The organism is Spiroplasma culicicola AES-1 (assembly GCF_000565175.1).
Classification (GTDB): Bacteria; Bacillota_I; Bacilli_A; order Mycoplasmatales; family Mycoplasmataceae; genus Spiroplasma_A; species Spiroplasma_A culicicola.
This window is the reverse complement of sequence record NZ_CP006681.1, coordinates 962,876-975,823: the sequence shown is the minus strand read 5'-3', so window position 1 is coordinate 975,823 and position 12,948 is coordinate 962,876. Positions and strand designations below refer to the sequence as shown.

Annotated in this window: 10 protein-coding genes; 9 read left to right on the top strand and 1 reads right to left on the bottom strand. The window is 26.0% G+C overall.

The features are described from left to right. The first annotated feature begins 9 nt into the window (after positions 1 to 9). The 9 genes from SCULI_RS05810 to SCULI_RS04435 all read left to right on the top strand — a co-directional run bounded on the left by SCULI_RS05810 (position 10) and on the right by SCULI_RS04435 (position 12,514). Positions 10 to 432 (top strand): J domain-containing protein, encoded by a 423-nt coding sequence (locus tag SCULI_RS05810; protein WP_025363443.1) that lies wholly within the window; start codon positions 10 to 12, stop codon positions 430 to 432. 220 nt (positions 433 to 652) lie between these two features. After that, positions 653 to 3,640, top strand: a complete 2,988-nt coding sequence (gene dnaE, locus SCULI_RS04470; RefSeq protein ID WP_025363442.1) for a DNA polymerase III subunit alpha — start codon at positions 653 to 655, stop codon at positions 3,638 to 3,640. Positions 3,641 to 3,700: 60 nt separating this feature from the next. Further along, positions 3,701 to 6,403 (top strand): DNA polymerase I, encoded by a 2,703-nt coding sequence (gene polA / locus SCULI_RS04465; protein WP_025363441.1) that lies wholly within the window; start codon positions 3,701 to 3,703, stop codon positions 6,401 to 6,403. Positions 6,404 to 6,419: 16 nt separating this feature from the next. Then, the gene (mutM, locus tag SCULI_RS04460) at positions 6,420 to 7,253 is read left to right on the top strand and encodes a DNA-formamidopyrimidine glycosylase (RefSeq protein ID WP_025363440.1); all 834 of its coding nucleotides are present in this window, start codon (positions 6,420 to 6,422) and stop codon (positions 7,251 to 7,253) included. A gap of 162 nt (positions 7,254 to 7,415) precedes the next feature. Further along, positions 7,416 to 8,678: a DnaD domain protein gene (locus SCULI_RS04455; protein ID WP_025363439.1), complete on the top strand. Its 1,263-nt coding sequence runs from the start codon at positions 7,416 to 7,418 to the stop codon at positions 8,676 to 8,678. Continuing rightward, positions 8,678 to 9,571 (top strand): DnaA ATPase domain-containing protein, encoded by an 894-nt coding sequence (locus SCULI_RS05550; protein WP_025363438.1) that lies wholly within the window; start codon positions 8,678 to 8,680, stop codon positions 9,569 to 9,571. Before SCULI_RS04455 ends, SCULI_RS05550 begins: the two co-directional genes overlap by 1 nt. Before the next feature lie 119 nt (positions 9,572 to 9,690). Continuing rightward, a complete protein-coding gene (gap, locus tag SCULI_RS04445) occupies positions 9,691 to 10,704 on the top strand; it encodes a type I glyceraldehyde-3-phosphate dehydrogenase (protein ID WP_025363437.1) in 1,014 nt (337 codons plus the stop codon). A 59-nt stretch (positions 10,705 to 10,763) separates the two neighbouring features. Continuing rightward, positions 10,764 to 11,258 carry a type II toxin-antitoxin system antitoxin SocA domain-containing protein gene (locus SCULI_RS04440; protein WP_025363436.1) on the top strand — a complete coding sequence of 165 codons (495 nt, stop codon included), beginning with the start codon at positions 10,764 to 10,766 and terminating at the stop codon, positions 11,256 to 11,258. Positions 11,259 to 11,317: 59 nt separating this feature from the next. After that, the gene (locus tag SCULI_RS04435) at positions 11,318 to 12,514 is read left to right on the top strand and encodes a phosphoglycerate kinase (protein WP_025363435.1); all 1,197 of its coding nucleotides are present in this window, start codon (positions 11,318 to 11,320) and stop codon (positions 12,512 to 12,514) included. Between the two features lie 40 nt (positions 12,515 to 12,554). Here the strand turns inward: SCULI_RS04435 and SCULI_RS04430 are convergent, their stop codons facing one another. Further along, complete coding sequence (locus SCULI_RS04430; protein ID WP_025363434.1) at positions 12,555 to 12,914, bottom strand: VOC family protein; 360 nt, start codon at positions 12,912 to 12,914, stop codon at positions 12,555 to 12,557. Positions 12,915 to 12,948: the final 34 nt, after the last annotated feature.

The following is a 12,948-nucleotide window of genomic DNA, read 5'->3' as shown; positions in this document are numbered from 1 at the left end:
GGTGAGATAATGGATGATTTATTAAGAATAATTGGACGTATATTTTACTATATGTTTATTTGAATAATTATGGATTTAATATTTGATTCAATTTTTAATAGAAAAAGAAAAAGAAACTATAATAGCTATGATCAACAACAAGGTCATCAAACTTTTAATGATGATACTTTTGGGGGAAATCAAAATAGCCAAGGTTCTTATGAAAGAAATAGCGAAGATTATTCATCATATAGAAATTCAACTTCAATTGTAGATGAAGCATATTCTGTTTTTGGTTTAACAAAATCTGCAACAGATACAGAAATTAAAAAGAAATATCGCATACTTGCAAAGAAATATCACCCAGATAGAAACCCAAGCATTGAAGCACAAGCAGAAATGACAAAGATAAATAATGCTTATGAAACTATTATGGAAAGTCGAAAACATTAATTAGAAAATTTTCTAATATTTTTTAAAAAAATAAAAAAAATATTGTTTTTTATACTTTTAGTGTTATCATAAAGGTGTTAATGATATTTCATTAACCCACTCAAACGATAGATGATTATATTGTTGATTATTAAAGATATGCTTTCTTAAAGGTTGTCCTCCAAGAACAACCTTTTTTAATATAATTGTGTAAAATATATTTGTTAAAGAGGTGGTTTATATGGAATATTTAAATTTATTAAATTTACAAACAAGTTATAATTTTTTAAATTCCACAATTAGACCTCAAGACTATATCAATTTCTTAAAAAGAAATGATTTTAAATTGGGTTTTTATGCAGAAAATAATACTATGTATGGAGTTGCTGAATTTTTACAATTAGCAAAAGAGAATGATATAAAACCAGTAATTGGAGTAAACGTTGATATTTCCTATGGAAGAATTTTGCTATTTGCTAAAAATAATTTGGGATATCAAAATGTATCTTATATTTCTTCTTATATTTCTAATTTAGATCGCTATGATATTAATAAAATTGAAAAAGAAATTTTTAACTTAAACTATGACAATAATATTGTTATTTTTATTCCAACAATTGAAAATTTTGATAATTTTAAATCAAAAATTAATTCTTTATTTAAAGCCAATTTATTTTATGGAGTTACAAAAGTAAATTATGAATATTTAAAAAAAGATCAAAATATAGTTTTTGCTAATGAAATAAATTTTTTATATGAAGATGATTACTTTGATTTTAAAGTTTTAAGAGCAATTGGTGAAGCTAAACTGTTAAATGAAGTTGATACTGTTTCAAAAAATTTTTATTTTACATCAAATCAAGTAAATCAATATATGGACATGAACTTACATAATCAAAATATTGATTTAATAGCTAGTCAAATTGAAAATCAAGTAATTGATTATCAAGCAAAACACTTTTTAACTTATCCAAATGCTCAAAAAATGCCTTCAGATAGTTATTTGGAAAAAATATGTTATGAAAAATTGAGTGAGTTAAATTATGAAATTGATAAAAATCAATATTTAGAGCGCTTAAATTATGAATTAGATGTTATTAAGAAAATGGGATTTGCTGATTATTTTTTAATAGTTGCAGATATGGTAAACGCTGCTAAAGAAAAAAATATTTTAGTTGGTCCAGGAAGAGGTAGTGCTGCTGGAAGTTTGGTAGCCTATTTATTAGGCATAACACAACCAGATCCAATTAAATGAGGTTTATTATTTGAAAGATTTTTAAATATTGAAAGAGTTACTATGCCCGATATTGATATTGATTTTCAAGATGACCGAAGAGAAGAAGTCTTGGAATATTTATTTGAAAAATATGGCAAAGATCATTTTGCAACAATTACAACTTTTCAAACAATTGGAATTAAAAATGCTTTAAGAGATTGTGGACGTGTTTTTGATATTCCAAATGATGAAATTAATCAAATGACAAAGCAAATTTATGATGGAAATATTAAAGATTTAGATAAAGCACTTTCTGAATCAAAAATTTTGACAAAATATCAAGAAAAGTATCCAAGAATTTTTGGGGTTATTAAAAATATTATAGGATTGCCACGTCAAACTGGAACCCACGCTGCTGGAGTTGTATTTTGTGATATACCAATGCATCAAGTAGTACCAACTAAAATGGGAATTAATGGAATATCTCAAACTCAATTTTCAATGAACTATTTAGAAGATATTGGTTTAATTAAAACTGATATCTTAGGTTTAAGAAACTTAACAACTATTCAAGAAGTGTTAAAAATAATTCAAACGCAAAGAAATGAAACTCTTGCTTTAGAACATATTTTAGATAGAGATCAAGAGACATTTGAATTATTAAAGACTGGTCAAACTAGTGGAATTTTTCAACTTGAATCTAGTGGAATGACAGAAGTTTTAAGAAAAATGAATCCTACATCAATTGATGATATAGCAATTACTTCATCACTTTATAGACCAGGCCCTCAAGAAAATATCCCTCTATATATTGAAAGAAAAAATCAAAAACAAGCCGATTATATAATTGATAATAATTTGGAAGATATTTTAGGTTACACTTATGGAATTATTGTTTATCAAGAACAAGTAATGCAATTATTACAAAGAGTTGCTGGTTTTAGTTTAAGTAAATCTGATATTGTTAGACGAGCTATGGGGAAAAAAGATCAAAAATTAATGAATCAGTTTAAAAGTGAATTTATGAATGGTGCACTTAATTCTGGGTATGAAAAAAACAAAGCAGAGGAATTATGACATTATGTTGAAAAATTTGCAGAGTATGGATTTAATAAGTCACATGCTATCTCTTATTCAATTATCAGTTACTGAATGGCTTATTTAAAAACTCATTATAAAGTTGAATTTTATTGTTCATTACTAAACGGAGTTTTAAGAAATGAAGTTAGGACATCACAATATTTAAATGAATTAAAAAACTATGGTTATAAAATTAATGGACCAAGTATAAAAAATCCAAATAAACGCTATTATTTTACAAATAATACAATTAATATGCCTTTAAATACTATTAAAACAATTGGACCTGAATTTATTAAAAATATTCAAACAATCTTTAAAACAGATAAAGCTGTTTTTGACAATATTTTAATTTTACTTTCACAATTGTCTCAATTTGGATTAGGAGAACAAAAGTATAATGCTTTAGTTTATTCAGGTGCATTTGATATTTATGGCTATTCTAGAAAAGAATTAATTGAAAACCGTGAAGCCATTTTAAATCTTGCCAATATTAAACATACGTTACATGCAAGTGAATTAAGCTTAGATATTCGTCAATCAAAAGATAATTTAGAAGAAATTGTAGCTTTTGAAAAAGAATATCTCGGATTTTATGTCAGTTCTCATCCATTAAGTATTTTTCGCAAAAAAATTGTTAATAATGATAAGTTAATTTATTTATCAAATTTAAATAAGGATAATATGACAAGTGATGTTTTAGTAATGGTTGAAAATATTGTTACAAAAACTGATAAAAATGGGGGACAAATGTGTTTTGTTGATATCAGTGATGAAAGCGCAAGTATGGTAATGACTATTTTTGCTTCAACTTATGAAAAAATTAAAAATGAGATTGCTATTGGAAAATATTTAATTTTAAAAATTAAAACCCAATTGTTTAATAACAAAATATCGGCAATCTTAATAGAATTTAAGAAAAATATTAAATAATATAAAAAGTATCACCGATACTTTTTTTGTTATCATTTTATTGAATGGCGGTAAAAATTTATGACAAAAAAAATTTTATTAGTAGATGGAAATGCTTTAATATTTAGAGCATTTTATAGTTCCTTTGGAAGAGCAACTTTAACTACTCGTGATGGAACTCCCACAAATGCTGTTTTTTCATTTATCAATATGCTTTTTAACATTATGAATAAAAATAATTATTTTGATATTAAAGTTGCTTTTGATAAAGGCAAAAAAACTTTTAGACATGATAAATTAGAAAGCTATAAGGATGGTCGAAAAAAAACTCCTCCTGAATTAATTAAACAATTTCCAATTGTAAGAGAATTTTTAACTCAAGCAAATATTGACTGATATGAATATGAAGGATATGAAGCTGATGATATTATTGGAACTATTTCTTATATGTTAAAAGATAATCTTGATTATCAAGTGGACATTTTAACAAGTGATCAAGATATGTATCAATTAATTTCACAAAATACTTTTGTACTTTCACCTCAAACTGGAACAAGCGATATTTTAGTTTATGATAAACAAAAATTATTTGAAAAATGAGGAATTAGCCCTGAACAAGTAATTGATTATAAAGGTCTAAGAGGAGATAGCTCAGATAATATCAAAGGTGTTGCTGGAATTGGTGAAAAAAGTGCAAAAGAATTATTGCAAGAATTTGGGGACCTGGATAATTTATATTTAAATGTTGACAAAATTAAAGGTGCCAAACAACAAAAATTAATTGATGGTAAAGAAGATGCTTTTTTATCAAAAGAAATTGCCACAATTTATACTGGAGTTGAAATTGATAACTTTGAGTTTAGAGAAACTCAAGTAAATTTTGACTCTTTAAAAGATTTCTTTACAAAATATGAAATGAATTCAATGATTCGAAAATATTGTAATGATGTAGCTCAAAGTGAAGTTGACGTTAAAAGCCAAATTCAATATCAAATTATTGATAAATGAGAGTCAAATTTTAGTGCTGAAATTAATTTTATTAATTTAGAGATTTTAAATGATAATTATCACAATTATGATATTGTAGGATTTGCAATTGTCAATTCGAAAGGAAACTTCTTTTACACATTTAATAATGCAGAAGAGGTCAATATTTTTAATTGACAAGAATCAAATGTGGATGAAGCATTGGCAAAATTCTTATTAAACTCAAAATTTTATACATATGATGTTAAAAAAACTATTTATGTTTTAGAAGATTTAGGATATAAACTAAATTATGATAATTTTGTATTTGATATGATGATTGCATGTTATGTTTTAAATTCAAATGTTAAATCAAATTTTGAATCACATTTAAATTTAGTGAATTCCGAATTACTAATTGCAACCAGTGAAGAAATTTTTGGTAAAGGGGTTAAACGAAGTAAAAATATTGATCAAAAAATTAAAGTTGAATATGTAATTTCAAAAGCCATGATAATTTCACAGATTTATGAAGATATTATTACTCAGTTAAAAGAGACTAATCAATATGAACTATATCAACAAATTGAATTACCTTTAAGTTTTGTATTATTAAAAGCAGAACAAGAAGGGGTTTTGATTGATCGCGATGAATTAAAAATTCAAACTGCTAATGTTTTAACAGCATTAGAAAAAGTTGAAAGCGAAGCTCAAGATATAATCAAAGAAGCAGGATTTGAAGCGATTAACTTAGCAAGTCCAAAACAATTAAAAGAGCTTTTATTTGATAATTTAAATTTACGCAATTGAAAAAAAGGAAGTACAGATAAAGAAGTTTTAGATGAATTGATTAATGATCACCCAATCATTGAAAAAATCTTATTATTTAGAAAATATTCAAAATTATATAGTACTTATTTAAGTGGATTTGAAAAATACATTTACAGTGATAATAAAGTGCACACTATTTATCATCAAACTTTAACAAATACTGGACGATTAAGTTCAGTTGAACCTAATTTACAAAATATATCTGTTAGAGATGAATTACAAAAAGAGGTTAGAAAAATCTTTATTACTCCAAAAGGATATTCATTTATGAGTATTGACTATTCACAAATTGAATTGAGAGTTCTAGCAGATATTGCCAATGAAGAAGTATTAATTGATGCCTATGAAAATAACATCGATATTCACGAGCTTGCTGCAAGAAATATCTTTAATTTAGATGCTTCAAAACCAGTTGGTGCAGAGCAACGTAGAGTGGCAAAAGTTTTTAACTTTGGAATTTTATATGGTCTAACCAAGTTTGGACTTGCAAAAGACTTAAAAATTAGTCATAAAGAAGCCACAGATTACATTGAAGCTTACAACAAAACATTTCCAAAAATTATTAATTACAAGGCAGATATCTTAGAATTTTGTAAAAAACAAGGCTATGTTGAAACAATGGCCAATAGACGAAGATATATTTATGAATTACAAAATAGCAATAAAATGGTCCAAGAATTTGGTAAAAGAGCAGCTATTAATGCACCAATTCAGGGAACTGCTGCAGATATTTTAAAAGTTGCTATGGTTGAAATTTATAAAAAAATCTTGCTAAATAATAGTGAGATTAAAATAGTGGCTCAAATTCACGATGAAATTATTTTATTGGTTCAAGAAGACAAAGTTGAAACATATAAACAAACAATTGTTGATATTATGAATAATGCTTATAATCAATTATTGACAATATCAAATAAGAATCGTATTTCAAAAGTGAAATTAGATGTAAATGTGTCATGTGCTAAAAACTGATATGAATTAAAATAGAAAGAAATGATATAAAATGCCTGAATTACCAGAAGTTGAAACGGTTGTCAATTCGCTTAGAAAAAGAGTGGTTGGTTATACAATTTTAGAAGTTAAAATGTATTATTTAAAGCTTTTTAAAGGTGAAGGAACAATTGAAGAATTTAAAAAATCAATTAAAAATCGCAAAATTGAGCACATCTCAAGAATTGCAAAACACATTATTTTTGAACTTGGCGATATGGTTTTAATTAGCCATTTACGCATGGAAGGAAAATGATTTGTTTATGATTCTAAAGATATTTATGATAAAAAACACATTTTAGCTGAATTTATTTTAAGTGATAATAAAATCTTGGCATATCACGATACAAGAAGATTTGGAACTTTTCATTATCAAAAAGCAAAAGATTATAAAGAGCAATTGCCAATTTCAAAAGTGGGACCAGAACCATTTAATCCAATTGTGACAGCTCAATATTTATATGACAAAATGGCTAAATCAAGTAAGCATATTAAAACAGTTTTGTTAGATCAAACTAAGATTTCAGGAATTGGCAATATTTACGCTGATGAAATTTTGTATGATGCTAAAATTCATCCTTTAACACTTGCAAAAGACTTAAATATTAATGATTATCAAAGGATTTTAGACTCATCAATTAAAATTTTAAACTGAGCCATAAGTTTAGGAGGTTCAACAATTGATACTTATCAACCTGAACAAGGAATTGATGGTAAATTTCAAAATGAGTTGCAAGTACATACTAGAAAAAACCAAAAATGCTATGCTTGTAATAATGTCATTATCAAAATTAAGGTAAATGGTCGTGGAACTTATCTGTGTTTTAAGTGCCAAGAAAGAAATTAATATGTGGATAAATCAAAAATGACACCAATTTATTGGTGTTTTTTAATAAAAATAATTAACAAATTAAAATAGATTTATTAAAAATTTTCAAATCTATTTTAATTTTTATAATTTGCAATATTATTAATAACACATACCATTTAACAAGGAGAACTATTTTTGATGAAAAATTTTGTTTATAAAGTAATAATAAAAAACAGTATAAGTTCATTTGATGATAAGATCCTTGCTTATCTTTATCAACCAATTATTGGAATGAGAAGCGTTAACCTATATAAATTGTTAATTCATGAAGCAGAAATTTTAAAAGATTTAAAAACAGCTGAATTTAAAGAAGAAAGGATATTAACTTTATGTGATTTAAAACATGATAAAATGTCAAAATGAATTAAAAGATTAGAAGCAATGGGACTTATTGAAACACTTTATAATCAAGAAAAAAACTCAGTTATTTATAATATATATGCACCTTTGGAACCAAAAGCATTTTTTGAAAATGAATTATTTAATAATGCTTTGATGAAAAAGATTGATGAAAAAAACTATGAAATTGCTAGATTTATTTTCCGTGATGAAGGTGATTTTTCACAAACCAGTGGTTATAACAACACTAGTTCAAAATTCTTTGAAGTATTTGCAGAGTTAAGTGAAAATTCAGAGATTAAATTTACTAAGGGGTTAAAACCAAAACCAAAAAGATCTTCACCATTATTAAAAGGATTTAACTTTGAAAATTTAATGGTTCAACTTGAAAGAGAACAAATTATTATTACAAATAATATTGATTCTTTAAAAGAAGAATTACAAAATGTTTATTGTGCATATAGTGTATCTCAAGATGAGATTTTGAAAGCTTTAAAAGCTGCATATGATGGTCAAACTTATAAAATTAGTAAAAATAAATTTTATAACTATATTAGTGAGGTTTACTTTGGTGATGAAGCATTTCAAACAACAGTTGATGTATTTGATCCAAAACAAAATATGATTGAACAAACAAATATTAAATTAAAAGAGCTTGAAACAATTGAACCAGTTGATTATTTACAAGGATTGTTAAGAATAAATAAACTAAATGATGATATGATTTTGTTAATTAAAAAATTATCTTCTGAATATAAATTACGTCATGGAGTTATTAACTGTTTAATGGATTTTTCATATTTTAAAAATGATGAAAAAATTGTGGCCAATTATTTATATAAAATTGCCAAAACATTTCAAGATAAATCAATTAAAACAGCTAAAGAAGCAATGGAATATTTAAAAGCTGCAAATCAAAAATCTAAAAAACCAAAAAATACAGTAAATTCATTTGACTTTATTAATGATGATTCTTGATCAAAAACAGTTAAGAAAAAAACTTACGAAGTTGAAACAAAAGCTGATGCTAAATTAGATGAGTCTTTATGAGGTGATAACTAATGCAAAAAACCTTAAATGAGATAAAAAACAATCAAATTATTAAACCTTTTATTCAAAAATACAATATTAGTGATGAAATTTTAGAAAAAAATAATTTACTATTAACTCGAGTTATTGAGCAAATTATAATTTGCAAAGAAAATGAACCAATGAGTGAGTGTCATCAAATTATTAAAGGCGTACAACAAAAACTTTCATTTGTTAATAATGAGTTTTATATTAAGAGTGAAAATTGTAATCATTGAAAATTTGAACATCAAGATTATAAAATTCAAAAAAATATTGTTTTTGCACAGTATGATGTTAAGGAATATACAAATACAATTGATGATTATAAAAAAGAAAATCCAAAGTTAAGTGTGGGATTTCCTGAATTTTTAAACCATGTTAAAAAAATGCAATTAGATCCTTCAAAATGAAAAGGTATTTATTTATATGGAGCTCCTGGAATTGGAAAAACATATTTAATGAAGACAGTTGCAAATACTTTTGCTAAAAATGATAAAAAAGTTGTTGTTGTTACAGTTAATAAATTAATTCAAACTGTAAAAGAAACATTTAATAAAACATTTGAAAATGATTATAATAAATTTTTAGATTTATGTACAAATATTGATGTATTAATCTTAGATGATATTGGTGCAGAAATTGTAAGTGATTGAAGTCGAGATGAATTATTATTTGGAGTATTAAACACAAGATTAGAAAATAAAAAAATAACATTTTTTACTTCAAATTTCTCAATTGCTGAATTAGAAGAGTATTATTTAAATAAGAAATTAACAAAACAAGCTGAACGTAATTTTGATAAAAATAAGACAATACGTTTTACTGAAAGAATAAAAGGCTTAGCAATTGCACTTAAATTAGAAGGCGACAACAAAAGATATTAATTGGAAAATTTTCCAATTAATATCTTTTTTTAGAAAAAAAGTAGAAAAAAACATTGAATTACATAATTTAAAAAGTCTTTATTAGGTATAAAATAAAAATGTGAAAGGAAACGGTAAAAATGAAAAAAATCGCAATTAACGGATTTGGTAGAATTGGTCGTCTTGCTTTTAGACAATTATTCTTATCAAAAGATGTAGAAATCGTTGCAATTAACGATTTAACAAATGCTAATACATTAGCATACTTATTAGAATTTGATTCAGCACATGGAAGATTCATGGGAGGAAAAATCAAAGCTAAAGATGGAGCTATCGTTGTTGATGGTAAAGAAATTAAAATTTTAGCAGAAAGAGATGCAAACAATTTACCTTGAGGTGAAATGGGAATTGATCTTGTTGTTGAATGTACAGGTTTCTATGCTGACAAAGATAAAGCGCAAGCTCATATTAATGCAGGAGCTAAAAAAACAATTATTTCAGCTCCAGCAACAGGTGACTTAAAAACAATCGTATTTGGAGTTAACCACAAAACATTATCAGCAGATGACGTAATTGTTTCTGCAGCATCATGTACTACAAACTGTTTAGCACCAGTTGCTAAAATTTTAGACGAAAACTTTGGAATTGTTAAAGGATTAATGAATACAATTCATGCTGTAACAAACGACCAAACTTTATTAGACTTACCACATGTTGACGTACGTCGTGGACGTGCAGCTGCATGAAACATCGTGCCTTCAAAAACTGGTGCAGCAGCAGCAGTTGGAAAAGTGTTACCAAGTTTAAACGGTAAATTAGATGGTTTAGCATTACGTGTTCCAACAATTACTGGATCAATCGTAGACTTAACAGTTGAATTATCAAAAAATGTAACAGTTGAAGAAATCAATGGAGCAATTGAAAAAGCTGTTAAAGCTGATGCTGACTTAGGAAAAGCATTAGAATATAACACACAACAAATTGTTTCACAAGATGTAATTTCATCAACATATGGGTCAATTTTTGATGCAACATTAACAAGAGTTATGGAAGTTGAAGGAAAACAAATGGTTAAAGTGTTCTCATGATATGATAACGAAAACTCATTTACTTCACAATTTATCCGTACAATTAACTACATGTTAGGTTTATAATTTTAAAATAAATGACAAATTACATATTTTTCTGACGATAACTATATTGGAGGGAAAATATGTTTTTTTATTCAATCGAAGAGTACATTGATTTTGTAATTAACAAAATGGCAAAAGTTAATTTAAAAGTCAAAAAGAAAGTTACTCAAATCCAAATTCAAAAAATAATTTATATTATATATGCGTATTTTTTGATTTATAAAAAGCCGATCACAAAAATTGATTTTGAAACTTGAAAGTGAGGACCTGTTATTTATGATCTTTGAAAACAACAAACAATTTTCAAAGCTAATAATATTCCACTATTATTTCAAGAAAATATTGATTTAAAATATGATACATACAAAGAATCAATTATTGTTGAAAAGATTGTAAGTTTTATGATGAGTTTAGATTCATGAAATATTGTAGATATTTGTCATAAACAGACTCCATGAAGATATTTATATAAACCTAATAAAAATATTTTGATTACTGATCAAGATATACTAAAATTTTATGCAAATAATCCAAATGGTTTTTTTGAATATCTAGATTTTGTAATAAATAAGTAAAATAACAACAAAAATAGTAAAAATGTTTTAAAATATTAAAGTATAAGGAGACACAAACAATGAAAAAAACATTAAAAGACGTTCAAGTTGCTGACAAAACAGTTTTAGTTAGAGTTGATTTTAACGTACCAATTAAAGATGGAGTTATTAGTGATGACAACCGTATTAAAGCTGCTATGCCAACAATTAATTATTTATTAGAAAATGGTGCAAAAATTGTATTATTTTCACACTTAAGCAGAATTAAAGAAGAAGCAGATAAAGCAAAAAAATCTTTAGCACCAGTTGCAAAAAGATTAGAAGAAATTGCTGGTAAACCAGTTACTTTTGTTGCTCAAACAAGAGGAGAAGAGTTAGAAAATGCAATTAAATCTTTAGAAGCAGGTCAAATTTTATTATTTGAAAACACTAGATTTGAAGATGTTCAAAATGGTGAAGTTGTTAAATTTGAATCAAAAAATAATGCTGACTTAGGAAAATACTGAGCAAGCTTAGGAGATGTATTTGTAAATGACGCATTTGGAACTGCACACCGTGCTCATGCTTCAAACGTTGGAATTGCATCAAACATTTCAGAAAGTTGTGTTGGTTTCTTAGTTCAAAAAGAATTAGAAATGTTATCAAAAGGGATTGATTCACCAGAACATCCATTTGTAGCAATTATTGGAGGAGCAAAAGTTTCTGACAAAATTGGAGTTATTGATAACTTATTAACAAAAGCTGACAAAATTATTATTGGAGGAGGTATGGCATATACTTTCTTCAAAGCACAAGGACACAATATTGGAAAATCATTATGTGAAGAAGATAAAGTGGCTCTTGCAAAAGAATACTTAGAAAAATCAAATGGAAAAATCATTTTACCAATTGATTCTGCTAACTGTGCTGAATTTAAAGATGTTGAAGGAACAATTTCAGGTGTTGATTTACCAGATGATGTTATGGGATTAGATATTGGACCAAAATCAATTGAATTATTCCAAGAAACATTAAAAGGAGCAAAAACAGTTGCTTGAAATGGACCAATGGGAGTTTTTGAATTTGAAAACTTCAAAAAAGGAACAGTTGGTGTTTGTGAAGCAATCGCTAACTTGAGTGATGCCTTTACTTTAATTGGTGGAGGAGATAGTGCTGCTGCAGCAATTCAATTAGGATATGCAGATAAATTTACTCACATTTCAACAGGTGGGGGAGCTTCATTAGAATACATGGAAGGAAAAGTTCTTCCTGGTGTTGAAGCAATCCAAAACGCTTAATTTAAATTTATTTAAAAATCACTCATTATGAGTGATTTTTTTATTTATCAACAGTAATTATTTCAATTTTTAAACCTCATTCATTTTCAACATAAACATTTGGATAGTTTTTATCTAAATATAGAATTTTAAAATTTTGATTCTTTAATTTTTGATAAATTTCTTCTTTTGAACTATTAACTTTAAAGGCTAAATGATTAATACCAACATTAGTTCTCTTAAAATTAATTGTGTTAATTTTAGTTTCATTAAAGGCAATATATCCAGTTAAAAGATTACCAACTCTAAAACCTGTAATTCAAGTATCAATTATTGGCAATTGCAAAATTGGGGCCAACTTTTGTCAAAAATTTAGTTCTTTTTTATAATCTAATATATAGATTTCAATGTGATTTATCATTTCTTTTTAATAAGACTCCTTTTAATCATTCTTA